Consider the following 24505-nt stretch of genomic DNA (forward strand, 5'->3'; position numbering starts at 1 on the left):
CTGTCGTCTTAAGACCGCTACGCTTAACGTGGGAGCTCCGATGAAACTTCGCGCACTACTCTTCTCTACCCTCCTCGTTCTCACCACTGCAAAAGTACAGGCACAGGTAGGCCTGTATGCAAACTTCACAGCGCAACACGTGGGCGCTGCTACCGGCCAGACCTTTGGCAGTGCAGGCAATCTCTCCAACGGCATCTTCCTCTACGGTCCGACCTTCGGCATCTATAACGACTTCCTTCACGCTGGCCCGCTGCACATCGGTGCGGACATTCGCGGCTCGATCCTCTCCAACGGAGACGCCAAGATGAACAACGGCATGGCCGGTCTGCGTGCGTCCATCAAAGCACCCGTCCTTCCCATCAAGCCCTACGTACAGGCCTCCGCAGGCGTCGCCGGTTTCAACTACGGCCGCAGACAGGCCCTTACCAACTCCTTCACCTACGAGATCGACGGCGGCGTGGACCTCACCTTCCTCCCGCGCCTCGACTGGCGCATCGTCGAAGTCGGCGGCGGAGCCCTCACCAGCTCCGGCCCCGGCGCAAAAGACGGCAACGGCCTCTTCCACATCAGCACCGGCCTCGTCTTCCGCCTCCCCTTCTAGCAGAAACCTGTGCCCTATTCTTTCGCGGCTTCTTGCGAAAGGGTGGGGTCGCGCAGAGCGCACAAACCAGATCTCTGAGGAAGCCACTCTCCTTTTTGTCATCCCGTAGTGAAACGGAGGGATGACAAACATGAAACGCGTACCCTAGAGAAGCCATGCGAACAGCCCTCTACGGCGGCAGCTTCGACCCACCCCACCGCGCCCACCGCGCCGTAGCCCAAGCAGCGGCGGACGCCTTCGCGCTCGACCGCGTCCTGCTCGCACCGACGGGCAGACAACCCCTCAAAAGCAAGGCCCACCAGGCCACCTTCGCCGACCGCCTCGCCATGACCAGCCTTCTCTGCGGAGAAGACCCACGTCTCGAAGCCACAGACCTCGACGCCCCCCATCCAGACGGCACCCCGAACTACACCATCGATCTCCTCCGCTCCCTGCACACCGCCGAAGACCAGCTCTTCGTCATCGTCGGTGCGGACAGCTTCAGCGAACTCCACCGCTGGAAAGACCCCGAAGCCCTCCTGCAGATCGCCGAATGGATCGTCGTCTCCCGCCCAGGCGCGCCCTCGCCGCAGCCCACGGAACGCATCCACCTCCTCGATACACTTTCTCTGGAGATCTCGGCCACCCGCATCCGCGCGCAGAACCACACCACGCAGACCGCCACCCAGATCGGCGACCTCACCCCCGAGGTCGCCGCCTACATCGACCAGCACCACCTCTACAGGGAGTAGCAATGACCGCCCCTTCAAACAATGACATGCCGCAACCCAGGGTCACAGAAGCCCTGCGCTTCGATTACCTAACCGCCTTCCCCGAGGGCTACGCCAAGCTCGCCGCCTGGGGACATGTCATCAACAACAGCGGCGTGGAACAGTCCCTGCTCGAACTCATCAGCATGCGCTCCTCCACGCTGAACGGCTGCGCCATGTGCCTCGACAAGCACAGCAAACAGGCCATCAAGGCGGGTGAAACCACCGAGCGCCTCTTCGCCATCGCCGCCTGGCGCGACTCGCCCTACTTCACCGCCCGCGAACGCGCCGCCCTGCAGTGGACCGACGCCATCACCAACATCCAGACAGGTCATGCCCCACTGGCAGCCTGGCACGAGATGCTTATCCACTTCACCGAAGCCGAAGCCGTACAGGTCACCCACGCCATCGCCAACATGAACTCCTGGAACCGCCTCGCCATCGCCTTCCGTCACCGCGTGGGAGAGAAGTAGATCAATTTCGCTTCTCTCGCAAACGAAACCGTGTCATCCTGAGCGCACCCCCTCATGCGCATACCCTTTGCTCCAGCTCTCCTGCTCAGCACCTTCGCCGCAGTTAATAGCGCCGCCGCACAAACCATGTCCACCGCCGACATGGTCGCCATGTACAAAGATCTCCACGCGCATCCGGAGCTCTCCCACCACGAGGAGCGCACTTCGGCGATCCTCGCCAAGGGCCTCCGCTCTGCCGGATACACCGTCACCGAGCACGTAGGCGTCTACCCGGACGGCAGCAAAGCCTTCGGCGTCATCGGCATCCTGAAGAACGGCAGCGGCCCCACCGTCCTCGTGCGCGGCGATATGGACGCCCTCCCCGTCACGGAAGAGACCGGCGTCGCCTATGCCAGCAAGGTCACCGCCATCACCGCGACAGGCGCGACCACCGGCGTGATGCAAGCCTGCGGACACGACGTGCACACCACCGTCCTCCTCGCCACCGCGCGGAACCTTGCGCAGGAGAAGTCGAAGTGGCACGGCACGCTCATGATCCTCGGCCAGCCTTCCGAAGAGACCATCGACGGAGCGAAGGCCATGCTCGCAGACCATCTCTACGAGCGCTTCGGCACACCCAACCGCATCGTCGGCCTGCATGACACCAACGTGCTCGCGGCGGGACGTGTCGGCGTTCCCAGCGGTCCGGCCATGGCCAGCTCTCAGACGATCGACGTCACCATTCGTGGCATCGGCGGACACGGTTCCATGCCCGATCTCGGCAAAGATCCCATCGTCATCGCCGCCGCCTTCATTCAGCAGATCCAGACCATCGTCAGCCGCCAGGAAGACCCGCGCGACCCCGCCGTCGTCACCGTCGGTTCCATTCACGGCGGCACCAAGGCCAACATTATCCCGAACGAGGTCAAGCTCGAACTCACCACGCGCGCCTTCTCCGACCACGCCCGCGAGGTCATCCACACCGGCATCCGCAACGCCGCACGCGGAGTCGCCATCGCCGCAGGCCTGCCGGAAGACCTCTATCCCATCGTCACCATCCTGCCCAATGAGGCGACCTCCGTAAACTTCAACAACGAGGCCCAGGCCGCGCGAGTGAAAGCAGCGATGACCACGGCCCTCGGCGCGGCCAACGTCACAGACTTCCGCCCTATGATGGGAAGCGAAGACTTCGGCCTCCTCGGTCTGGCCGCCACACCCCACATCCCGACGACCTTCTTCTGGCTGGGCGCAATGTACCCGGACCGCTTCGCCGCCGCGCAGGCCAAAGGACAACTCCTCCCCGGCATCCACACCAGCCGCTTCGAGCCCGACCCCGAGCCGACGCTCCACACGGGAGCCATCGCCCTCACCGCCGCAACGCTCGAACTCCTGAAACCCTGATCGGGTCTAGCCATACGATCGGTTTCGTGGGTTAACCCAATCCAGAGAACGGATGGAAGGAACGAACAGGTTCACATGAGGCAAGTCAGCATGAGGGGCCTTGCTTGATGCGGGTCAGGCCAAGCGGAGAACCCTACAAATCCCGTCTCGGCGGCCCGATATGGGACAACAAGCAGACAGCGTTTATTTTATCTAATAAAAAATGGTGTTGAGGATATGTCCATTGCTATATGCTCCATCGCATGGGCCACGACACATAGGCCATTTGTCGTAGTAGCTGGGCTAATTATCTTTCTGGGTTCTCTCTAGTTTTGTGTTGCGAAGTTGATGTTATGAAGTCGTATTCGCAGGAATTCCTGCGATACGCCTTTTGGAACCCAACAGACGCCTGTATCTCATCGCGTCAGCACACGATTTAGGAGAACTCCATGAGCTTCACTCTGCCAATACGTGTTCCATCTCTATCGACACCCCTTCGCACACAATCAGAAGCAATTCCTTTCGGAAGTGTCATACCGAAGAGATGCAGAGACTTTGGTGGTCTGCTTCTTGCAATCCTGTTTGTCTTTTTAGGCATTTGCCCGAAGAGCGTTTCAGCTCAGGGCTATCCGGGGTTTCCTGCAGCCACGCTAAGTAATTCGGCGACTCCGCTTCGCGGCATCACAATGGTGCCTTTCCATTCGGATTTTTATGGGAATATCCTGTATTCCTTCTACGCCAATACGGATGGAAGACTCGCTTATGCTTATTCAGCCGATGGCTCGAATTTCCTGGCACAGGATATCCCGGGAAATGGCTCCGGCGGCTTTTTCAACATTGCTCAGGACGCAGCAATAGGCGACTTCACGGCAGCGGTTGGATCTGTTGTATTCAACGCCAACACGATCTTCCTCGGTTATGTTGAGGCTGGCACTTACCAGCTCGTCATCGTGGAAGCGGATTTCATCCCCGGGGTCAATTGGGGACTTAGCTTTCACGAAGTCTATCGGGATAGAAACGCCGGAGGCGCAACAACCGCACCAGGAATGGTTATTGCTCCGAATGGAAACGTCGTGGCGATGTATGGAACCTCCGGTCGCTCTTCCGTCCTGAATGAAGGCTGGACGACCTACCGCGATGTCACTACCGGAATATGGTCGTCAAAAGACGCAAATCTAAACTGCCCAACACAGCCCGGTTTGGCAAACTTCAGGAATTCGATCTACATGGTGCAAAGGCAGAACGGCGGTGGTGGGCGAGGTATATGGGAAAACATACTAGACAATACTGGCTTCTACATCAACGGCACGGGTCACCAGATTATCGGTTCCACCTATTGGGGACTCTCTATGCTCGTTTGGCAAGGTGAACTCATATTTGCTGCACAAGAAAATAATGGTGAGCATGCATTAGACATTTATGCCTCCCTCGACGGTGTGAACTGGGTTACCAATCGTTACTTCGGCATCGATATTGGTGCCACTCCCGGTATTGCTCTCTACAATGGTGGTCTAACCGCAGCATTCAAAGCGAACGACGCACGGTATGTGACGTACGCAACCCATTCAACCCCCTAGACTGCAAAGTGCCTGCGGGTAAACCCGCAGGCACGCTATGCGAATATACTTGCCCAACCAAGAGCCTATCCATCTTTATCATTCACTTCTCGGGATCGGCGCAGTCCTATATAGATACAGTGGGACGACTGCTACTTCCAGGATGAGCACAGCTCCTCCGATACGATGAATCTGTCAGCAGATGGGAATCATGACGAGACTTACTGGTTATCCAATGCGGTGGCTTGTTACGGTCTGCTTTGCGGTTGGCGCCTGCACAGCGCAATCACAAAGCAGCGCGAGTCCGTCCTTCGACGTAGCTTCCGTGCGGCCGAACAACTCCTCGAAGGATGGCCGTTCGCATATCTACAGCTCTTCGAACAGTGGAAACTTCCGCGCGATCAATGTACCCATCAAAGCCCTTCTGCTCCAGGCCTACGCTCTGCCCGAGACGCAGGTCCTCGGCGTGCCGAGCAATGTCGGCTCCGGCATGTTCGACATCGAAGCGAAAGTGACTCCCGAGTTTGACGAACAACTGAAGCTGCTCAACGAAGAGGAGCGCAAAACCCAGAAGAGACAGATGCTTCAGGCATTGCTGGCCGATCGATTCTATCTCGTCTGCCACAAAGAGACGAGGCAACTCCCGATCTACGCCCTCGTGACCGCTCAGGGCGGCGTGAAGTTAGCCCCATCTAAAAGCAATGGCCTGCTCATCAACTCGTCGTATGGAAAACTCTCCGCACAGGGATTAACTTCAGAAGGCCTTGCACGCGAGTTGGCGAAGATTGTAGGGCGGCCCGTCGTGGATGAAATCAAGGCCACCGGGCGCTTCGATATCACCCTGCTCTGGACCCCGGACGAGGGACCGAGATCGAACGCAGTCCCATCCGCTGATCCGCCCCCGTCGATCTACACCGCCGTGCAGGAACAACTAGGCGTGAAGCTGGAACCTCGCAAAGGACCAGTGGAAGTGTTAGTCGTCGACCGTCTGGATCTGCCCACGGAGAACTAACGGCTCGCGATAATTCGTTGCAAAGCTCCTTATTGAGATGGGGCTTGCTAGAGGGTCGCACCAATTGCAGTGCGACGTTCTGCAGTTCTATTTTTCGCTTCCAAACTTCTTAAGCAATGAAGCCAGGACGGCGCGCTGCTCCTCCTGGCCAGCTCGACGAATTTGAGACAGTAACCAGATAGTACTCGGCTTCTCTCCTGTGATGTTCTTGGCTCCTTGATTACAGCTTGAGCATAGTGCTCTTAGATTTGATAGCTCGTCTTTGCCACCTAAATTTTTGTCTACGATGTGCCCAATATGGAGACGAACTTTTCGGTTAGTGGCAGGATCGATCTCTCCGGGACAGAGACCACACATTTGGCAGGTAAAGCCGTTTCGATCAAGAACCTCTGCGCGCAGCTTTGCAGAAATATCGCGTTTGAATATAACTTTTTTCTCTGGAGGCTCTTCCTTAAGAATGTACTGACCGGGTTTTAGCTCTACCGTGTCGTGATGCGTGAGTATCTGCCAGCCCTCATCTTCTCTGAGTTCGCGTAAGCGTCTCGCCCATTCACTGACACTCGTACCGATAGAGTCTCTAATTTCAATCGAAGTAACGACTTGTCCGATATGCGCCCGCAAAAACTGCCTGATTCGCTCTTTTGAGCCCGGTTTACGCACGCTTACCCTCCATTACCCCTTGCATATGTTGAAGCAGCTGCTGGCCGATCAACTCCGTGTAGGCGGGAGGAATTGCTTCGTTTATTTCATTCTTGGTCATCCAATCAATACCCATTGCCTCGCGCGCTGCGCCGAGAGTGCAGTTTCCTCCACCGGTTACCTGCACAAAATCCACCCATTCATCTGTCTTGCCGAAATGGGACTTGCGTCGATCGAAAGTATGAACTCTAGGGTGCTTTTTGTGAGGCGGAGCGACAATTTCAAAATTAGCCTCAAAGAGACGGTGTCGGAGAACCCTAAGCTTGGGAAACATCGTTCCGCATAGAATCACAGCATTTATTAATGGAGCTCCATCGACATTTTCAATCACGTAAGGTAGCCCAGTATTGATGAGCATTTCACGGACAGGTTCGACCAATCTGGGCCATTCATGGGCGTTGCCATTTCTCTTAGCAAGATCGGAATATGACTGACACGGAGGGGAAGCATGAATAGCATCGAACGATGTTAAGAAGTTGAAATCCAGCTGGAACACGTTTGCTTGGATGAAGGGAAGAGGATAACGCGGTTGCGGATTGATATCGACGCCCACAACGTCGAATCCTGCACGGCTGTAACCCACGCCCGCTCCACCTGCACAGCAAAAAAGATCGAGCAAGCGCGGTTTTCCCAAAATTGGTCTTCGGGCGAAAACGATCTCCTGATCCGGATATGGTTTGAACAGCCGGAGAGTACCCATTTTGCCCTTGCTCATGACCTAATAGTAGATGACTTGCACGTGGGAAATAGCATGGGAAGGTAGTGGGGAACCATCTTGGAAATTCCCTTATAGAAGTTCTTGGCAATCTCGTTAGGGCGGCGCTGCCGAAGATCAGCGCGACACCCGCTTCCACTCCACCTCTCCGGTCACATTCCCACCCGTCGTAGGCGTCGGCACCAGATACCTGAACTCATCCCCCATCAGAACAAAACTCCGCGTCTGCTTCGTCCCCTCCCAATTCGGAAAGAAGGCATGCTCGATGGAGAACGTCACCGTATGCTCCGCTTCGTTCACCGAGTACATCCCGAAGTGGCTATTGCTACCCTGGACCGCCGCTTCATTCTCCTGCGGCGTCCCCTTGCTCTTATCCTTCGCGGCAAACTTCGGTCGATCGGCCCGCAGGATCTGCAGCGCGTAATGCCCGCTCGCATCGAAGGTGAGAATCCCCTGCGGATTCTCCCCATAGAGGTGCACGCGGCTCGCATCCGGAAGAACATTGTCCACGAAGACAAGCCGCCACGTTCCAACCAGCCGGGAAGCAAGCGTCTCCTGCGCTTTCGTCGTAGAACCACCGCACGCCAAAACTATCAGGCTGCACACCAAAATCCGAACCACGCTCAAAGTCTTCATAGCTGGAATCTATGGGTGAGATAGAGTGAACACAAGTTCATAATTCTCTTGAAACCCATGAGATTTCCTCACCGATGACCCTAGACCTCGACACGCTGCAGACACTCGTCATCACCCATGATCTGCGCGGCTACCGGCAGGCGGCAGACCGGCTCGGCCGCACGCCTTCGGCGATCAGTCTGCAGATGAAGCGCCTGCAGGACGACGTCGGCGCGCCGCTCTTCCGCAAAAACGGCCGCGGAACTTCCCTCACTGAGGCGGGCGAGATCGTCCTCCGCTACGCACGCAAAATGCTCGCCCTCAACGACGAACTCCTGCACACCGTCCGTGGCGCGCATCTCGCCGGGAGCGTAAGGCTAGGCTTCTCGCAGGACTTCGCCGAAACCGTCCTTCCGCAGGTACTCTCTCAGTTCTCCGCGCTCTACCCGCTGGTGCAGATGGAGGTACGCATCGAAGGAAACGCCGCTCTGGTGCAGGCGATCGAGACAGGGGAGATCGACATCGCGCTCGCCGTGGGGCAAGCCGACCGCCCCACCGCAGAGGTACTGGGAGAGCTCGACCTCGTCTGGATCGCGGGAGACCGCTTCGCCGCCCGACCCGGCCAACCGCTTCCACTCGTCCTGCTCGGCCCGCTCTGCGCCTTCAGGAAGGAAGCCATACGCAGGCTCGAAGACGCGAGCATCCCCTGGCGCATCGCCGCCGTAAGCCCCAGCCTCGCGGGTCTGTGGGCTTCAGCCATCGGTGGGCTGGGCATCACCGCCCGCACCGCACTCGGCCTGCCCGCAGGCTTGACTTGGGATAAGTCCCTCTTTGACCTGCCCGCCCTCGACAGCTTCCCCGCCACGCTGCACGTTCGGCCGGGGGAGAGGTCGGAAGTCGTGGAGGTTCTCCGCGACCTTATCCGACAATCTGTGGCCGCCGCACTTCCACGGCACAAACGAAAACACGTTGGTGCAAAGAGAGCCTCATCCGCCTCTTCCCCAGAGATCACTTCACCGTATAGCCTCATCCCATGAACCTCCGCGCCATTGCCACGCTCGCTCTTGCTTTTACGCTGCCCGCCGTCGCTCAACAGGTGCCCCACAGCTTCGCCGCCGTAGGCGACCACTTCGAGCTCGACGGCAAACCCTTCCGCATCCTCACCGGCGAGATGCACTACGCGCGCATCCCCCGCGCCCGCTGGGACGACGCCATGCAGAAGGCGAAGGCGCTCGGCCTGAATGCCATCACCACCTACGTCTTCTGGAACGTGCATGAGCCGCGCCCCGGCGTCTACGACTTCACCGGACAGAACGACCTCGGCGAATACCTCGCCGCCGCCCAGCGCGCGGGCCTCAAAGTCATCCTCCGCCCCGGCCCCTACGCCTGCGCCGAGTGGGAGTTCGGCGGCTACCCCGCGTGGCTCATCAAAGATCCCACCGTCGTCGTGCGCTCCTCCGATCCTAAGTTCATGAAGCCCGTCGCCAAGTGGTTTCACCGCCTGGGCCAGGAGGTGCAGCCCTACCTCGCCGCCAATGGCGGGCCCATCATCGCCGTGCAGGTCGAAAACGAATACGGCTCCTTCGGCAACGACCATGCCTACATGGAGCAGATGAAGGACCTCGTCATCTCCAGCGGCATCGGCGGCAAAAATCCGAAGAAGGCCGTCGATGAAGATGGCAAGAATGTGCCCCAGGACACCGGCACCATGCTCTACACCGCCGACGGTGGCGTACAGCTTCCCAACGGCACACTGCCCGAACTTCCCGCCGTCGTGAACTTCGGTGGAGGCCAGGCGAAATCCGAGCTGGCAAGATATGAGGCCTTCCGTCCCAACGGTCCGCGCATGGTCGGCGAATACTGGGCTGGCTGGTTCGATCACTGGGGCAACAACCATCAGAAGACCAACGCCGCCGAGCAGGTCGCCGAGTACGAATACATGTTGAAGCGTGGCTACTCCGTCAGCCTCTACATGCTCTACGGCGGCACCAGCTTCGGCTGGATGGCCGGGGCCAACAGCGGCGACAAAGCTCCGTATGAGCCCGACGTCACCAGCTACGACTACGACGCGCCCATCGACGAGCGCGGCAATCCGACGCCGAAGTACTTCGCCCTGCGCGAGGTCATCCAACGCGTCACGGGCATCACACCCCCACCCGTGCCGGAGACGGCCGCCACCGTAGCCTATCCCATCGCGCCCATCCTGCAGACGGCCTCGCTCTGGGACAATCTCTCCAAACCGCATACCTCCGTCACGACGCTGACGATGGAAGACATCGACCAGGCCTACGGCTACATCCTCTATACGACGCAGCTCTCAGCAGGGCAGCAGGGTGAGCTCAAGCTCGACGAACTCCACGACTACGCCCAGGTCTATCTCGACCACAAACTCGTCGGGACACTCGACCGTCGCCATCAGCAAAGCAGTCTTACTCTGCCCGCTGCCGCCGGCGTGCGCGAACTTGAGATCCTTGTAGAAAACTCCAGCCGCATTAACTACTCCCTCGCTCTCCGCGGCGAACGCAAAGGCATCACACACCGCGCCCTGCTCAACGGAACCGAGCTGAGCAACTGGAAGATCTATCCGCTCCCGCTCGATCACCCCGAAGCGATCCTCTTCAAAAACGCGCCGTGCAGCGGCCCGTGCTTCTTCCGCACTTCGATCAGCGCCCCCGCAGCCATGACCCTGCCTGCGGACACCTTCCTCGAAACGACCGCGATCCACAAGGGCTTTGCCTGGGTCAACGCTGTGGCCCTCGGCCGCGCCTGGAACATCGGTCCGCAAGCCGCGCTCTTCGTTCCCGGAAGCTGGCTGCACAGCGGCGAAAACCAGCTCATCGTCTTTGACTTGACCGCCGAAGGCGCCCCTGCCCTCTCCACAAGAAAAGACACCCTCTACATCCCCGGCGCGGACGAAGCCAAACACCCCGCCGCCAGCACCATCAACCACCCCTAGCAACACTCCCGTGCCCCATCTTCGCGCGTCTTTTGCGCGAAGGGTGGGGTCGCGCAGAGCGCACAAACCAGATCTGTCTGGGAAGAACAACAGATCTCTCCACTACGCGACGGTAAAGCCGTCGCTCCGGTCGAGATGACGGAGAACTCACCCACACCACACACCGTCATTTCGACCGAGCGCGGAGCGGAAGCGGAGAAATCTGCTTTTGTTATGCGCCAAAGGCGCATCCGATCGCGCTCCGCGCGATAACAACAGATCTCTCCGTTTCACTACGGGATGACAACATAGAACCCGGGTGCCCCATGTCCTGCTTCTGGGACATGGGTTATGCGCAAAGCGCATTTGCTCTATCCTTGAGAGTGACACTGAAGGAGCAACATGCCCACACTTGAAACCGATCAGCTCCTTGCCGCGGCCGTAGATGCCTGCGACAGCAAAAAAGCTGAAGACATCCGTATCCTCGCCCTCGACGTCTCGGAGAGCGCTCTCACCGACTACTTCCTCATCTGCAACGGCACCAACGACCGCCAGAACGTCGCCATCTCGGACGAGATCGAGTACCGCCTGAAACATGACTTCGGCGTCTACCCTAACTCCGTCGAAGGCCGCCGCCAGGGCGAGTGGGTCCTGATGGACTACGTCGACTTCGTCGTCCACATCTTCCTGCCCGAAACCCGCGCTCACTACGGCCTGGAACGCCTGAAGAAGTCCGCGACCCAACTCACACTCGCCCAGCTTCAAACCGAGATCAAGGCCCGCATGGCCAACCTCGCCAAGTCGCGCGTGAAGACCCCGGCAAAGAAGGCTGCTCCCGCAAAAGCAGCACCGGCGAAGAAAGCTGCTCCGGCCAAGTCACCCGTCAAGAAAGCAGCCGCGAAGAAAGTCGCCGTCAAAGCAGTGGCAAAGAAAACATCGGTAAAGACAGTGACAAAGAAAGCTCCAGCCAAGAAAGCCCCTGCGAAAAAGACTGCCGCAAAGAAATAGTTTTCAGGAGGCAAAGAAAAAAGGCTGCTCCTCGGAGCAGCCTTTTGATTGCGGCAAACAATGGTTAGAAGATGAACTTCGCCCAGAGACGGAAGTTCTGGCTCGTATTCTCTCGTGCATTTTGCTTGTTGAGGTAGTTGGAGGTTCCGACATCAATCAGATTCGTGTCCAGGATACTTACGTTGTTATGATTGCCGACGTTCTGACCCTCGGCGCGCAGGACGAACTGTGCGTGTTCGAAGTGACGGAATGACGCCGGAATGTCCTTCTCCGCAGCAAGGTTCCAGAAAATCTGGCCTGGATTTTCGAAGCTGTTCCGCCCCACCTCCCGGGTAATAAACTGCGAACCATTCGGAATGAGGAAGCGGGCCTGGTCTGCGGTAATGGGAGTCACGGCGCCCGTAGCGTTGTTTGCCGCAAGGTCGTAGTAAACCCCAGGGACTGCTGTCGGGTCGTCAACGTAGGCTCCATCGATACCAACGGAGGTGATGGGTGCTCTCGAATTTCCAACGATCGGCCGATCGTTGGAGGCATTCAGATCCCCACTTGTGTCAATACCCACGATCTGGAAGGAGCTATACGGACCAGACGCGAGTTGCGTCGTACCCGACACGATGAAGTGCCGCGTGAACGCCTCAAGAAGCAGGTCCGCACCGCGGTTGGCAGAATGAAAACCACTCGGAGCAAAGATGTATTCGAATGATGCAATATGACGGCGATCAAACGTGGAGTTGCTGTATTCCTGCGCCTGGCGCTGCAAGTTAGCGCCATAGGGCGTATTTGGATTGGAGAAAGTAGAGAAGATCTCCGAAGCATCGTCCAGGTTCTTCGAGAACGAGTACGAGGCGCGGAACGAGATGCCGTGCGTGAACGCGCGCGAAACTTCGACTTGTGCGCTGTTGTAGTTTGAGTCGCCGCCGTTATTCCGAACGGTAACGGCACCGCGTGCGGGATTGAGGCGAACACCGTTCGAAAACGGATTGAGCTGTTGGGTAACAAACAGCTTCTTGCCGTTGGCCCCAACATAGTTGACCGTGAGCTTGATGGCGGCCGGAAGTTGACGCTCAAAACCAAGATTGTACTGATAGGTCATCGGATTGACCATATTGTTCGAGGTGCTCAGCACGGAAGACTGAGCCGTGAGAGCAGGCGTCAAGGTCGTCAGAAGGGTTGTGGCATTCGGCCCGAAACCGTTGGAGGTAGCTCCCGTGATGAGACCAGTGGGCGCAACGGGTGAAGACTGCGCGGAATTGACGATGATGTTGGTGAAGTCCACGTCGTAGAAGATGCCCAAACCAGCGTGGATCACCGTCTTGCCGTCGCTGAAAAACCCGAAGTGAGGATTGTAGGCAAATCCAACGCGAGGCGCGAAGTTGTTTTTATCCGCCTTCACTGGAACCACGGTGTTAATGGCCTGGTAGGGATTTTTCACATCCACAGAGGGGAAGGTCAGGGAGTTCTCTGGATTCGTGTCGTAGTCATAGCGGACACCGACGTTGAGCGTGAACTCCGGCGTGAGCTTGATGTCGTCCTGGATGAAGCCAGCAATCTTCCAGAGGTGGGGATCGACGCGGGTAGGTCCAAAGGTGCGGGTGATGGTTCCGCCCGATCCAAGCTGGTTGCTGATGAAGTTATCGAACGACGATGCACCAGCGCCCCCCGTGGCGTAGGTGATCTGACCCAAAGCATTCTGAGCGATTAGATCGGTCTCATGATCACGCGCAACGTCCGTGCCCATGCGGATGGACTGCCGACCTTTGGTCCAGGCAACGGTATCTTGAAATTGATAGAGCTGCTGGATGCGGCCTTGAGGGATATTCTGGGAAACTCCCAACGTATTGAATCCAGACCCTGCGATCGTGACATTGAAGATTTGAGCGGCAGGATTTGCAAGAGTTTCCGGAGTTCCGAAGAACTGCGAGCTTAGGCGTACCTCCGATGCCCTGAACTCATTCAGGAGGTTCGGGGTGAAAACATGAGTCCAAGTTCCTTGCGCCAGTTCCGCAGGTCCACCCTCCTGGGCATCAAATCCTGGGATGCCAGAAACATTGAGACCAAGATCAGGAGTGAAGGTGGAGCGATCGTGCAAATAACGATATGAGAATGTGTCGTTGGAACGCGGAATGAAATCGACTCGGAACTCCCACTGCGTGTCCGGCTCCTCCTGCGAGACTGGGGCGCGCTGGAAGAAGGCAAGGGGAATCGCGCAGGCCGTGCCACCGCAGTTCGCAGCACTGACGGCCAGGGTCTTGCTGCTGTCAGCAGCTTGAGCAAACGTCGTCAGATAGCTTCCGCCGTTTAAGAGACTCTTGAACAGCGCCACCTGCGACGCGGCCGTTGTCGAGCTTGCAGCGATCGTCGCTAACTGGTTGTAACCCGCCTGTGTCGGCAGAAGGATTTGGTCGGAGGGTGACTTTCCATAGAATCGTGTGAACTGGGTACCGCCGAAGGCGAAAAGCTTGTCTTTCCAAATCGGACCACCGGCTGTGAAGCCAAACTGATGCTCATCGAACCGCGCCTTGGGGTTAGGGGTTCCAGCCGGAATGGGCTTCTGCTGGCGCGTGACGCCGTCGAGAGATTCAAGACCCGAACCGCTATAAAGCTCGAACAGGCTTCCGTGAAACTGATTCGTTCCGCTCTTTGTAATCAGGTTGACCACGGCGCCGCCCGAGCGTCCGTACTCGGCAGAAGCCGAGTTCAGAAGGGTCGTGACCGTCTGGTACATGTCCGGGATCTGAGGATTGAAAGATTGGCCGCCGATACCCACATCATTGATGTCCTGGCCGTCTAGCATAAAGTTATTGCTACGCGGACGGGCTCCATTCACCTGAATTTGTTCGTAGTTTCCAGCGGTACCATTCAGGTTGAGGTTGGGGTTGATCAGAACTACACCAGGCAACGTTGCGACCAACTCGAATGGGTTAAGGGAGAAGATCGGAACCTTGGATAGTTCCTGGGTGCCAACCGTTCCGGAAAGCTGTCCATTTTCTGTATTGATGGCGTTCGTCTCCGCCTCGACAGTCACGGTGTCATTCACCGAACCCACAGCGAGCTTCGGGTCGTAGGTCGTCACGACGGATGGAAGTACGCGAAGGTCATTGACCTCGGATGCAGTGAAGCCGGGCATCTCAACACGGATCTTGTAACGTCCTGGATTGATGGCGTCGACGCGATAGGCACCCTCGCCCGTCGTTGTCACCGTGCGCTCTTCGCCGGTGTCCTGGCTGACGATCTTGACACTCGCGTTGGGAACCGCCGCGCCTGAGTTGTCCCGCACCACGCCAGCAACAATGCCCTTACTGGTCTGACCGGAAACGTACGGTACAGCGGCGATCATCAACAGGAGAACAGACAGAATTTTTTTCATTTGGATCTCAATCCTTTCAGGAGGACATTCGTCCGTTTAGAACAGGTTCAAGCGAACCCGGAGGAGGTGGCCCACGGACTGGAGTGTCGTAGCAGTATTTGCGTAGTTCACACTAATGCACTTCACATACCAACCCCGGCTTTCACATAAAAGCCCTATAAATAGGACTTTAGGCCCAGATGCCCCCTTGGGCTGGCGCAGAATCTACGATGATCCACATATGGATACCAAAATCTGTATATTTTGCCACAGATCTCCTCGCACCCGTACTCTCATTCCTGTGCGCATCACCCTCGCCACAATCCGCGACTCCGCTCCGCGCAACTCCCCTCTCGCCGCACTCACCCGCGACTACATAGAGAGGACCAACCCGTTTATCCCCGCCGAGTGGACACCCCTCAAGACTGTCCCCGACCTCCTTGCCCTCCGCGCCAGGCCCGCCTCGGTTCTCCTTCTGCTCGACAGCACCGGGCGTCAGTATGGTTCGGTGGAGTTCGCCAACCTGCTTGGGTCGCTCCGCGATGGCGGCAAGCGATCCGCCCTCCTTGCCATCGGACCGGCGGATGGCTGGTCGCCTGCCGACGTTAAGAGCGCCGACCACCTCATCTCCCTTGGCCCCATGACCCTGCCCCACCAGCTCGCCGCCGTGGTCCTGGCCGAGCAGATCTATCGCGCGGCCACCATTTTGGCTCGCCACCCCTATCACCTGGGCCACTAGAATCATGGGCATGGACCAGACAGAGACCCAGCGCCGCGGACTTATCCTGATCAACACCGGTCCAGGCAAGGGCAAGACCACCGCCGCGCTCGGCACAGCCCTGCGTGCCGCGGGCAATGGCATGCGCGTCCTCGTTCTGCAGTTCCTGAAAGGCTCCTGGCACTACGGGGAACTCGACAGCATCGCCCGCCTTGCCCCGGACATGGAAATCCGCCAGCTAGGCCGCGGCTTCGTCAAGGTCGGTGGAGCGGAGGCCGATCCCGAAGACCTCGCCCTCGTCGCCGACGCCTGGCGCGTCTCCGCCGAAGCCATCGCCTCCGGCGAGTACGACCTCATCGTTCTCGATGAGATCAACTACGCCATCAGCTACGGCATGCTCGACCCAGAGGTTGTGGCCAAAGTCCTGCAGGACCGTCCCGAGATGCTCCACGTCATCCTTACCGGTCGCAGCGCCCATCCCACTCTGGTCGCCCTGGCGGACACCGTCACCGAGATGCGCGAGGTCAAACACGCCTATCAAAAAGGCATCCTCGCGCAAAAGGGTATCGAGTTCTAGTACGTAAAAACTGTCCACATGCGAACGGTGAGTGGTCGCGAGTGACCAAACGCTCGAATCGGCTTGCCGCAACCCCGTGAAAACAATAGCCGCAGATTGGCTGCGCGAATGCATCCTCTCACTGCACAGGCTGCTCTCCTGTGGCGGCACGCGTTAGGACTCCTGCGTGCCGCCTTTTTTTTGCAAACCACTACCTCACTTAACCGGAGCAGCGAACTCCTCGTTGATCCACTTCCGCACCGCGTCATAGCTCTGCGGTCGGCCGAGGAAGTTCTTCACCAGCGTATTGGCGCTCACGCTCCCACCCGGTTCCAGTACGGTCTTGCGATAGCGCATCGCTGCCGGTCCATCCAGCAGGTTCTTCTCGTCGAACTGCGCGAAGAAATCCAGCGCGATCACCTTGCTCTGCATGTAGGTGTAGTAGTTCGAGCTGTAGCCCATCAGGTGCGTGAAGGTCGCGTACATCCGGTTCTCCGGAGCCTCCGTGAACGCGGCGTACTTCACGTAACCCTCGTGCAGCAGGGCATCCAGGTCCACCGTCTGCGGCGCGCGGTCGTGCATCGTCAGCGAAAAGTTCGCCAGCATCAACTGCCGCTCGATCGAGATGCCCCGTGCAAAGGCATCCGCCTTCACCATCTTGTCGAAGAGCTCCTTCGGCATCGACGCGCCCGTCTTCGCATCCTTGGCGAAGGTATCGATCACGGCGCGATTGGCGAAGAACTCCTCCAGCATCTGCGAAGGCGCTTCGACAAAGTCCCACTCCACCGAGAACGGCCCAATGCCCACCCACTCCTGGTGACCGCCAAGAACGCCATGCATCATGTGGCCGAACTCGTGGAAGAAGGTGACGACGTCCGCATACTGCATCAGCCCGGGATCGCCCGCCTCTCCACCTGCAAAATTGCCATTCAGCCGCGCCTCGGGAAGCGCCACATCGCGCTTGCCCGTCACCACCGTGCTGGCGTTGAACCACTTGTTCTTGCCCGCGCGGGGATGCATGTCCAGATAGATCCGCCCCAGCTTCTTTCCTCCGGGAGCGACACCGTCCGTCACGTCAAAGACCGTCACCGAAGGGTCCCACACCTCCGCATCCTTCGCCGGAACAAAGCTGACGTGGAAGATCCGCGAAGCGGCATGGAGAACACCCTCCTGCACCTGCGCAAAAGGGAAGTAGCTGCGCACCGACTGCGAATCGAAGCCGTACGTCGCGCGCTTGTACTGCTCCGTCCAGTAGCTGGAGCTGTACTCCGGAATCTCGGTGATCGAGCTGTCCTTCGACTGTGCAAAGGCGATCAGCTCCGCCTTCTCCTTCGCTGCCGCCGGGCGAGCCGCCTTGTCCAGCTCATCGATCAGCACACGGACGTTCGCGGGCGTGCCGACCATCTTGTCCGCCGTCGCCAGTTCCGCCCACGTGGCAAATCCCAGCAGGTGCGCCAGCTCCGAGCGCACACCCAGAACCTCCAGCAACAGGTCCTTATTCACCGGATACGCCCGCGTGTTGTACGCCGCAAACAGGCGCTGCCGCAGGGCGGTCGACTTCGCATAGGTCATCACCGGGCGATAGTCCGGCTCATCGGTCGTGATGGTAATCACGCCCTCCGCGTTCGCAGGATGCCGATGCATGTAATCCGCAGGCAGACCTTCCAGTTCGGCGACATCCTTCACCTCGATGTGCGCTACGCTCTCGGCGATGTTGCGCTGGTAGCGCAGCGCCAGCCCGGTCAGCTTGTCCTGCAGGTCGCGCACCTTGTTGCGCGTCGCCTCGTCCTTGTCCACGCCCGCCAAACGATACTCCCGCAGCGTCTTCTCCATATAGAACTTCGTCGGCGCATCGGCCTTCGAAACGTCCACGGCCCGCAGGGCCTCATACACCGCGCGATTGAGCGAAAGCTCATCCCCGGCCTTGCCCACGCGCTGAATCTCTATCTGGGCCACATCGCGCAACTCCTTCTTTGGCGATGCATTATTCAGCAGACTCGGCCCACTGCTCGCTGTATCCAGAGCACGTGTCGCCTCATCAAACGGAGCCAGCGTGTTCTCCACCGTGCGCGGCCCCTTCACCGCAAGCAACTGCGCCTCCAGCCTGGCCGCCTCGTCCAGATGCCCCTGCACCCACGCATGCACCGCCGCCGCATCGGGATTCCCGACCCAGACCCGCAAAGGATCGCTCGTACCCTGTGCCACACCCGCTGCACTCGTCGCCAACACTGCTCCCGCCACAATCTCCGCCATCCGCATCTCCGACTCCTGTTCGCGGAGAATACCACTCCGTGCCCCATTCTTTCGCGCTCTTGGCGAAAGGGTGGGGTCGCGCAGAGCGCACAAACCTGATCCTGAAGGAAGCCCTCTCTTCTTTTGTCATCCCGCAGGGATCTGCTTCTCTCAAAAGCAGATCCCTGCACTTCGTTACGGGATGACAAACGGAGCGGGAATAAAACAGAACACCAGCGTGTCCCACTCATGAGTCAAAAGCGATTTCCTGGAACGACTCATGCAGAGGAGAAACATGAACCAGTCCCCAGTAGCTATGCCGAGTCCGATCGACCCAACATTTCAGGACAATCCTCATGCGATCTACGATCCCCTGCGGGCTACGGAACCGATCTTTCACGACACGAAGTTGAACCGCGTCGTGTTGACCAGGGCCAAGGACGTCGGTGAAGTTCTAAATGACCGGGAGACGTTGGCCGATCCCAGGAAGTCGCTTCCCGATGCCTACGCCCGTCGTGTCTTTCGCGTCGATGAAAACTTCAGGCCGAACATGTTGCGCATGGACGATCCCGACCACAAGCGTGTTCGCTCCGCTGTCGTAAAGGTCTTCAACCAGGTCTCCGTGGACGCGATGAAGGGCCGCATTGAGCAGTTAGCGAACGCCATCCTGAATCCGCTCACAGACCGCTCGTCCTTCGATTTGATCGAAGAGTTCGCAAGACCCTTTCCCGTCACCGTCATCGCCGAACTCCTGGGCGTAGGCAATGACTCGCTTGCGGATTTCATGCAATGGTCGGTCGCTCTGTCGCAGGTCTTTAATCCCATGGCTACACCGCAGGAGTTGGTAGACCTGGCCTGGGGACAACAGCACCTCAAGGATTATTTCAGGCGAGTCGTGGACGAGCGCCGGGCCCGGCGCGGCACCGACTTTATCAGTTCGCTGATCACGGCGGAGGAAAAAGGACAACTCACAGAGTGGGAGGTCTTGAGCACCTGCGAGCTTCTTCTCTTTGCGGGCAACGTGACGACGACCGACCTAATCGGGAACGGTCTCCTTGCACTCCTGCAGCACCCCGAGCAGATGGAAAAGTTACGTGCCAATTCCGCGCTCCTGCCCGGGGCCGTCGAGGAGATGCTGCGCTACGATTCGCCCATCACGGTCACCAGTCGCGTGAGCGCGGAGACGACCCGTATCGACGGCTGCCCCTTCCACGCAGGCCAGACGATCTCGTCCATGCTGGATGCGGCCAATCACGATCCCGCCCTGCATGAGAACCCGCATGCCTTCGACATCGAGCGCGAGAATAAGCGTCACTATTCCTTTGGCGGCGGCGCTCATTTTTGCGTCGGCGCTCCTCTGGCGCGAGCCGAAGCGGAGATCGCGTTCTCTCTGCTCCTGAAACGGTTCCCGAAGCTTGCACTGGATCCGAGTCGCCCGCCGGTGCGGAAGATCGCAGCGACCTTCCGCGGTTTCAGTTCGCTCTGGGTCACGGTCTGAGCCAAGGCGAAAGAGGAGAAAATGAACGAACAAACCGAAGTACCCGTAATCAATCCGATCGACCCGAAGTTTAACGAGAATCCTCATGCGACGTATGACCCTCTGCGGTCCACCGATCCGGTCTACCGAGACACGGTATTGAATCGAATCCTGGTGACCAGGGCCAAAGAAGTCGGTGAGATTTTACAGGACAGGCAGATACCATGCGACCCCAGGAAAACTCTTCCGGACGCTTACGCGCGTCGCACCTTCTGGGTGGATGAAAACTACAAGCCCAGCTTGTTGCGCATGGACGATCCAGATCACAAACGCGTCCGCTCCGCAGTCGCAAAGGTCTTCAATCAGACCGTCGTCGACGCGATGCGAGGCCGCATCGAAGAGATCACAACCGTCATTCTGGATACGCTCGTGGGACGCACTTCCTTCGAGCTGATCGAAGAGTTCGCAAGACCTTTGCCCATCACCGTGATTGCCGAGTTCCTGGGAGTAGATGACGTCTATCTCGCGGAGTTCATGCAATGGTCGATTGCCATGCTGCAGAGCTTTAATCCTGCCCCCACACCCCAGCAAAAGGCCGACATGATGCGGGGAAGAGATTGGGGCATTGACTATTTCAAAAAGGTTGTAGACGCGCGCCGCACCACGCGAGGCAATGACTTTATTAGCTCTCTCATCACAGCGGAGGAACAGGGCCAACTCACGGAATGGGAGATCCTGAGTACCTGTGACCTTCTTCTGCTTGCGGGCAATGTGACGACGACCGATCTGATAGGGAACGGCGTGGTGGCCCTGCTCCAGCATCCGGAACAGTTGCAAAAGTTACGTGCGAACCCTGCGCTGTTACCCCACGCCATCGAGGAGATACTCCGGTACGATTCGCCCATCACGAGCGTTAACCGTGTGACTACAGACACGATCCGCATCGATGGCTGTCCTTTCCATGCGGGACAAAGCATTTCTTTGATGCTGGATGCGGCCAATCATGATCCCGCCTTGCACGAGGACCCTCATACATTCGACATAGAGCGCACAAATCAGCGCCACTACTCCTTTGGCGGCGGAGCCCATTTTTGCCTGGGAGCTCCCTTGGCGCGGGCAGAGGCAGAGATCGCATTCAAATTACTGCTGGAGCGCTTCCCGAAGCTTGCACTCGATCCCGCCCGCCCCCCAAAGCGCAAGCTCGCTCCAAGTTTCCATGGCTTTGAGTCACTCTGGGTCACTGTCTAGAGAGAAGACCAATCTTTTCAGCGAGAAACGCCTTTGTCCCAAGGACCGTTGAATTCCAAAATGAGATTCAGCGGCCAAGGAGTTACAGTTTCTTTTGCGTTTTTCTTCTAACTTTGACAATCTCACTGACTCAATCCGCTATAACTGCACCGTCGTTCCATGCTCGTGAGGATAGGTGCTATGAGAAAATCTCCGTTCATTTTAAGAGCCTGCGGTATCTTTCTCTTCGCTTTCTCGACAAGCCTGGCCCTTCATGGCTCTGGCCCTTCCGCTACGCCGGACAGCACTGCTTCAACGACCAAGAGCGTGAAGCGTGGCATCGCGTATAACCTGGCCGATCCGGCCGACCTCGCGGCACTCTCTCCGGGAGTGAGCTGGTGGTACGACTGGAGTTCTACACCCAGCGCCTCTGTTCCAGCGGATTACGCCACGCGCTATGGGATGGATTTCTTTCCGATGTTATGGAACGGAAACTTCAACAAAATGGCGATCGAAAACTTCCTCAAAGCAAATCCGAACATAAAGTACCTGATGGTCCTCAATGAGCCGAACCTGACAGATCAAGCCAACATGACCCCGCAAGCGGCTGCGACCTTGTGGCCGCAGTATGAGGCAATCGCAGCGGACACCGGCGTCCAGATCGTGGGACCTCAAATGAACTGGGGAACGATGCCGGGCTTCTCCGACCCCGTCGTTTGGCTCGATGCTTTTTATGCGGCTTACGAGGCAGCCAACGGAGGTCGTGCACCCCGCATCGATTTCCTCGGATTCCATTGGTACGACTACGGCCTGGGAGGCCAGTTGGATCGCCTCACCAAATACGGGAAGCCCTTCTGGGTGACCGAGATGGCCAACTGGCACAGTCAAAACGATGGTGCGCAGATCAATACCCTGGCGAAACAGGAAACCCAGATGACCGAGATGGTCGCAACCTGCGAACAACGCAGCGATGTCTTTCGCTACGCCTGGTTCACAGGACGTATCAGTCCCGACCCACACTTCACCAGCCTGCTCGGCGCATCGGGACAACTGACCCCACTCGGAACGCTCTATCTTTCACTGCCTGTTTCGGCACCGCCAGCCCAGTAAGTACAAGCCTAATAGCGACACCACACCGCACTTTGTGCCCCATTCTTTCGCGGCTTCTTGCGAAAGGGTGGGGTCGCGCGGAGCGCACAAACCAGATCCTTCCCAAAACCAAAACACGGGTGCCCCATGTCCCGCTTTTGGGACATGGGTTATGCGCAAAGCGCATCGTTCGCTCGAAGAGCAATCCAGACGAACAGCAGATCCCTTCACTGCGCTACGGGATGACAAACAAAACAATCCCGTGCCGCGCAAAGCGCACAAACCAGATCCCTCAAGAAAACCCTAAACCGGAAACCCAAAACATCGCCCGCTTTGCGACGTGTGGGATGCGCAAAGCTGACCCGACACCCGGTATCGCTATCATGAGGCAGAGTCTTCGCCGCGCGGATTCTCTGCCATCAGGGGAACCCAAACACAATGCGCAAATCAATCCTCGCTCTTACAACCTCGGCCTTCGGAATCGGGACCTCCGAGTTCATCATCATGGGGCTGCTGCCGGACCTTGCGCGCAGCTTCTCCGTCAGCATTCCCAAAGCCGGTCTGCTGGTCTCTGCCTATGCCATCAGCGTCACCATCGGTTCGCCTCTCGTCGCACTGGCACTTTCCCGGGTAGAGCGCAAGCGCTCCCTCGTCCTTCTGATGGGGATCTTCGTGCTCGGCAACCTGGCCTGCGCACTCGCGCCTACCTTTGGATTTCTACTCGCCGCACGCATCCTGACCGCGCTCTGCCACGGAGCCTTCTTCGGAACGGGAAGTATCGTGGCCTCCAATCTGGTTCCGAAAGAGAAGCGCTCGCAGGCCATCGCCATGATGTTCACCGGTCTTACGCTGGCAAACGTTCTTGGCGTTCCCGCCGGAACCGCCCTGGGCCATGCCTTCGGTTGGCGTTACTCGTTTGTCGCTCTGCTGCCGGTTGGGATCCTCGCCATTTTGGGACTGATCTTCTTTGTCCCGGAACAGGCCTCGGAACCCGTCCGCCTGCGGCACGAGTTGACCACGGTCCTGAAGCCGAAGGTGCAGGTCGTGCTGGCCCTCAGCACGCTCTCTTCGGTCTCCCTCTTCACGGTTTTCACCTATATCGCGCCCATGCTGGGCACGGTCACCCATCTCGCGCCAAACGCCATCACGTGGGTGCTCGTGCTCTTCGGCGCGGGCATCACGATCGGGAATATTGTCGGAGGCAAGCTGAGCGACTGGCGGCAGATGACCACCATCCTCGGCGGCATGGCGCTGGTCATGGCCGTTCTGTTGGTGATGCCCTTCGTCGAGCCGCACGCCCTTCCCATCGCCCTGACGGTCTTCGTCTGGGGACTCGTTCACTTTGCCGCCGCCGTGCCTCTGCAAGCCCGCATCGTGGAGAAGGCAAGGGCCGCGCCGAACCTTGCCTCCACGCTGAATCAGGGCGCCTTCAACTTCGGGAACGCCCTGGGCGCAAGCCTCGGAGGCCTTGTGCTCACGGCGGGATACAGCTATCGCTCGCTGCCCTTCGTTGCCGCCGGAGTGATCGTGCTCGTGCTGCTCCTAGCCCTGGCCGCGCGCCATCTGGACAAGACCCAGCTCAGCGAGCCGGACCTTGTCTTCGACAGAAGCTCCTTCCATATGCACTAACGAGAAATGCACTAATGAGAATGATTTCGCTTTAGAATGGAGGGATGTTGTCTTCTTCTCAAGCCATCGGCTCTCTTCGTAAACAGCCCTTTTGGGCTGACCGGCTGGGCACGTGGACCTCGGCACTCTGCCTCGTGCACTGCGCGCTGGCTCCGGTGCTGCTCTCCGGTTCTGCAGTCGCGGCGCACTGCCTTCCGTCGGAAGAACACACCCATCGCTCACTCGCCGTTCTGGTTGCCGCTCTGGGAGCCATCGCCCTGCTCTACGGCTTTCGCAGGCATCGCCGCTGGCAGGTGCTCGGCCTGATGGCGGGCGGTCTGGGCTGCATCGCCTTCGCTGCCTTTTGTGGAGAGACGCTTCCATCCCATGCAGCGGAGGTTCTCGTAACCATGCTCGGCAGCCTCCTTATGGTGGCAGCCCATCGGCGAAATCACACCTTCTGCCGCTCCTGCATATGCACTAGTAACCACTAAGACAAAGACCGCATGCCAGCACCGCGCGCGCCATGT

21 protein-coding genes are annotated in these 24505 nt (G+C 58.5%); 16 read left to right on the forward strand and 5 right to left on the reverse strand.

What is annotated here, in order from left to right:
- Window positions 1–40 precede the first annotated feature (40 nt).
- The 6 genes from ACIPR4_RS20435 to ACIPR4_RS20460 all read left to right on the forward strand — a co-directional run bounded on the left by ACIPR4_RS20435 (window position 41) and on the right by ACIPR4_RS20460 (window position 5750).
- On the forward strand, window positions 41–601 hold the full coding sequence (locus tag ACIPR4_RS20435) for a hypothetical protein (RefSeq protein WP_013570573.1): 561 nt from the start codon (window positions 41–43) through the stop codon (window positions 599–601).
- A gap of 155 nt (window positions 602–756) precedes the next feature.
- Window positions 757–1332: a nicotinate (nicotinamide) nucleotide adenylyltransferase gene (gene nadD / locus ACIPR4_RS20440; RefSeq protein ID WP_013570574.1), complete on the forward strand. Its 576-nt coding sequence runs from the start codon at window positions 757–759 to the stop codon at window positions 1330–1332.
- Between the two features lie 2 nt (window positions 1333–1334).
- On the forward strand, window positions 1335–1823 hold the full coding sequence (locus ACIPR4_RS20445; RefSeq protein WP_013570575.1) for a carboxymuconolactone decarboxylase family protein: 489 nt from the start codon (window positions 1335–1337) through the stop codon (window positions 1821–1823).
- A 54-nt stretch (window positions 1824–1877) separates the two neighbouring features.
- The gene (locus ACIPR4_RS20450) at window positions 1878–3203 is read left to right on the forward strand and encodes a M20 metallopeptidase family protein (RefSeq protein ID WP_013570576.1); all 1326 of its coding nucleotides are present in this window, start codon (window positions 1878–1880) and stop codon (window positions 3201–3203) included.
- Between the two features lie 428 nt (window positions 3204–3631).
- Window positions 3632–4759: a hypothetical protein gene (locus tag ACIPR4_RS20455; RefSeq protein WP_013570577.1), complete on the forward strand. Its 1128-nt coding sequence runs from the start codon at window positions 3632–3634 to the stop codon at window positions 4757–4759.
- Between the two features lie 190 nt (window positions 4760–4949).
- A complete protein-coding gene (locus ACIPR4_RS20460; RefSeq protein ID WP_013570578.1) occupies window positions 4950–5750 on the forward strand; it encodes a TIGR03435 family protein in 801 nt (266 codons plus the stop codon).
- A gap of 87 nt (window positions 5751–5837) precedes the next feature.
- On the opposite strand, the gene ACIPR4_RS20465 is transcribed toward ACIPR4_RS20460, so the two are convergent.
- The 3 genes from ACIPR4_RS20465 to ACIPR4_RS20475 all read right to left on the reverse strand — a co-directional run bounded on the left by ACIPR4_RS20465 (window position 5838) and on the right by ACIPR4_RS20475 (window position 7800).
- On the reverse strand, window positions 5838–6410 hold the full coding sequence (locus ACIPR4_RS20465) for an HNH endonuclease (RefSeq protein ID WP_013570579.1): 573 nt from the start codon (window positions 6408–6410) through the stop codon (window positions 5838–5840).
- A complete protein-coding gene (locus ACIPR4_RS20470; protein WP_222829247.1) occupies window positions 6403–7164 on the reverse strand; it encodes a DNA cytosine methyltransferase in 762 nt (253 codons plus the stop codon). Before ACIPR4_RS20470 ends, ACIPR4_RS20465 begins: the two co-directional genes overlap by 8 nt.
- Before the next feature lie 117 nt (window positions 7165–7281).
- Window positions 7282–7800: a lipocalin-like domain-containing protein gene (locus tag ACIPR4_RS20475; RefSeq protein WP_013570581.1), complete on the reverse strand. Its 519-nt coding sequence runs from the start codon at window positions 7798–7800 to the stop codon at window positions 7282–7284.
- Between the two features lie 74 nt (window positions 7801–7874).
- On the opposite strand from ACIPR4_RS20475, the gene ACIPR4_RS20480 reads away from it, so the two are divergent.
- The 3 genes from ACIPR4_RS20480 (at window position 7875) to rsfS (ending at window position 11722) form a co-directional block, all read left to right on the forward strand.
- Window positions 7875–8816, forward strand: a complete 942-nt coding sequence (locus tag ACIPR4_RS20480) for a LysR substrate-binding domain-containing protein (RefSeq protein ID WP_013570582.1) — start codon at window positions 7875–7877, stop codon at window positions 8814–8816.
- Window positions 8813–10735, forward strand: coding sequence for a glycoside hydrolase family 35 protein (locus tag ACIPR4_RS20485; protein WP_013570583.1), 1923 nt, complete (start codon window positions 8813–8815; stop codon window positions 10733–10735). Before ACIPR4_RS20480 ends, ACIPR4_RS20485 begins: the two co-directional genes overlap by 4 nt.
- Before the next feature lie 381 nt (window positions 10736–11116).
- Window positions 11117–11722, forward strand: coding sequence for a ribosome silencing factor (rsfS, locus tag ACIPR4_RS20490; protein WP_013570584.1), 606 nt, complete (start codon window positions 11117–11119; stop codon window positions 11720–11722).
- A 64-nt stretch (window positions 11723–11786) separates the two neighbouring features.
- Here the strand turns inward: rsfS and ACIPR4_RS20495 are convergent, their stop codons facing one another.
- Window positions 11787–15089, reverse strand: a complete 3303-nt coding sequence (locus ACIPR4_RS20495; RefSeq protein ID WP_013570585.1) for a TonB-dependent receptor — start codon at window positions 15087–15089, stop codon at window positions 11787–11789.
- Between the two features lie 220 nt (window positions 15090–15309).
- Here ACIPR4_RS20495 and ACIPR4_RS22310 point away from each other — a divergent pair, with 220 nt between their 5' ends.
- Together ACIPR4_RS22310 and cobO are read left to right on the forward strand one after the other, a co-directional pair.
- A complete protein-coding gene (locus ACIPR4_RS22310) occupies window positions 15310–15807 on the forward strand; it encodes a 23S rRNA (pseudouridine(1915)-N(3))-methyltransferase RlmH (RefSeq protein ID WP_013570586.1) in 498 nt (165 codons plus the stop codon).
- Window positions 15808–15817: 10 nt separating this feature from the next.
- The gene (gene cobO / locus ACIPR4_RS20505; RefSeq protein WP_041586226.1) at window positions 15818–16363 is read left to right on the forward strand and encodes a cob(I)yrinic acid a,c-diamide adenosyltransferase; all 546 of its coding nucleotides are present in this window, start codon (window positions 15818–15820) and stop codon (window positions 16361–16363) included.
- A 195-nt stretch (window positions 16364–16558) separates the two neighbouring features.
- Here the strand turns inward: cobO and ACIPR4_RS20510 are convergent, their stop codons facing one another.
- Window positions 16559–18595 (reverse strand): M3 family metallopeptidase, encoded by a 2037-nt coding sequence (locus ACIPR4_RS20510; protein WP_049781064.1) that lies wholly within the window; start codon window positions 18593–18595, stop codon window positions 16559–16561.
- Window positions 18596–18869: 274 nt separating this feature from the next.
- On the opposite strand from ACIPR4_RS20510, the gene ACIPR4_RS20515 reads away from it, so the two are divergent.
- The 5 genes from ACIPR4_RS20515 (at window position 18870) to ACIPR4_RS22315 (ending at window position 24469) form a co-directional block, all read left to right on the forward strand.
- Window positions 18870–20072: a cytochrome P450 gene (locus ACIPR4_RS20515; RefSeq protein WP_013570589.1), complete on the forward strand. Its 1203-nt coding sequence runs from the start codon at window positions 18870–18872 to the stop codon at window positions 20070–20072.
- 21 nt (window positions 20073–20093) lie between these two features.
- The gene (locus ACIPR4_RS20520; protein WP_013570590.1) at window positions 20094–21299 is read left to right on the forward strand and encodes a cytochrome P450; all 1206 of its coding nucleotides are present in this window, start codon (window positions 20094–20096) and stop codon (window positions 21297–21299) included.
- 180 nt (window positions 21300–21479) lie between these two features.
- Window positions 21480–22388: a glycoside hydrolase family protein gene (locus ACIPR4_RS20525; RefSeq protein WP_013570591.1), complete on the forward strand. Its 909-nt coding sequence runs from the start codon at window positions 21480–21482 to the stop codon at window positions 22386–22388.
- Between the two features lie 417 nt (window positions 22389–22805).
- Window positions 22806–23996 (forward strand): MFS transporter, encoded by a 1191-nt coding sequence (locus ACIPR4_RS20530; RefSeq protein ID WP_013570592.1) that lies wholly within the window; start codon window positions 22806–22808, stop codon window positions 23994–23996.
- 44 nt (window positions 23997–24040) lie between these two features.
- Complete coding sequence (locus tag ACIPR4_RS22315; RefSeq protein WP_083811974.1) at window positions 24041–24469, forward strand: MerC domain-containing protein; 429 nt, start codon at window positions 24041–24043, stop codon at window positions 24467–24469.
- The last annotated feature ends 36 nt before the right edge of the window (window positions 24470–24505 follow it).

The organism is Terriglobus saanensis SP1PR4 (genome assembly GCF_000179915.2).
Lineage (GTDB): Bacteria > Acidobacteriota > Terriglobia > Terriglobales > Acidobacteriaceae > Terriglobus > Terriglobus saanensis.

What these genes read in the sequence shown, in the direction of transcription:
- ACIPR4_RS20510 (WP_049781064.1), bottom strand. Translation starts at nt 18,595, where the DNA reads ATGGCGGAGATTGTGGCGGGAGCAGTGTTGGCGACGAGTGCAGCGGGT.
- ACIPR4_RS22310 (WP_013570586.1), top strand. Translation starts at nt 15,310, where the DNA reads ATGGATACCAAAATCTGTATATTTTGCCACAGATCTCCTCGCACCCGT.
- ACIPR4_RS20445 (WP_013570575.1), top strand. Translation starts at nt 1,335, where the DNA reads ATGACCGCCCCTTCAAACAATGACATGCCGCAACCCAGGGTCACAGAA.
- ACIPR4_RS20435 (WP_013570573.1), top strand. Translation starts at nt 41, where the DNA reads ATGAAACTTCGCGCACTACTCTTCTCTACCCTCCTCGTTCTCACCACT.
- nadD (WP_013570574.1), top strand. Translation starts at nt 757, where the DNA reads ATGCGAACAGCCCTCTACGGCGGCAGCTTCGACCCACCCCACCGCGCC.
- ACIPR4_RS20530 (WP_013570592.1), top strand. Translation starts at nt 22,806, where the DNA reads ATGCGCAAATCAATCCTCGCTCTTACAACCTCGGCCTTCGGAATCGGG.
- rsfS (WP_013570584.1), top strand. Translation starts at nt 11,117, where the DNA reads ATGCCCACACTTGAAACCGATCAGCTCCTTGCCGCGGCCGTAGATGCC.
- ACIPR4_RS20515 (WP_013570589.1), top strand. Translation starts at nt 18,870, where the DNA reads ATGAACCAGTCCCCAGTAGCTATGCCGAGTCCGATCGACCCAACATTT.
- ACIPR4_RS20470 (WP_222829247.1), bottom strand. Translation starts at nt 7,164, where the DNA reads ATGAGCAAGGGCAAAATGGGTACTCTCCGGCTGTTCAAACCATATCCG.
- ACIPR4_RS20475 (WP_013570581.1), bottom strand. Translation starts at nt 7,800, where the DNA reads ATGAAGACTTTGAGCGTGGTTCGGATTTTGGTGTGCAGCCTGATAGTT.
- ACIPR4_RS22315 (WP_083811974.1), top strand. Translation starts at nt 24,041, where the DNA reads ATGTTGTCTTCTTCTCAAGCCATCGGCTCTCTTCGTAAACAGCCCTTT.
- ACIPR4_RS20485 (WP_013570583.1), top strand. Translation starts at nt 8,813, where the DNA reads ATGAACCTCCGCGCCATTGCCACGCTCGCTCTTGCTTTTACGCTGCCC.
- cobO (WP_041586226.1), top strand. Translation starts at nt 15,818, where the DNA reads ATGGACCAGACAGAGACCCAGCGCCGCGGACTTATCCTGATCAACACC.
- ACIPR4_RS20495 (WP_013570585.1), bottom strand. Translation starts at nt 15,089, where the DNA reads ATGAAAAAAATTCTGTCTGTTCTCCTGTTGATGATCGCCGCTGTACCG.
- ACIPR4_RS20480 (WP_013570582.1), top strand. Translation starts at nt 7,875, where the DNA reads ATGACCCTAGACCTCGACACGCTGCAGACACTCGTCATCACCCATGAT.
- ACIPR4_RS20455 (WP_013570577.1), top strand. Translation starts at nt 3,632, where the DNA reads ATGAGCTTCACTCTGCCAATACGTGTTCCATCTCTATCGACACCCCTT.
- ACIPR4_RS20520 (WP_013570590.1), top strand. Translation starts at nt 20,094, where the DNA reads ATGAACGAACAAACCGAAGTACCCGTAATCAATCCGATCGACCCGAAG.
- ACIPR4_RS20460 (WP_013570578.1), top strand. Translation starts at nt 4,950, where the DNA reads ATGACGAGACTTACTGGTTATCCAATGCGGTGGCTTGTTACGGTCTGC.
- ACIPR4_RS20450 (WP_013570576.1), top strand. Translation starts at nt 1,878, where the DNA reads ATGCGCATACCCTTTGCTCCAGCTCTCCTGCTCAGCACCTTCGCCGCA.
- ACIPR4_RS20525 (WP_013570591.1), top strand. Translation starts at nt 21,480, where the DNA reads ATGAGAAAATCTCCGTTCATTTTAAGAGCCTGCGGTATCTTTCTCTTC.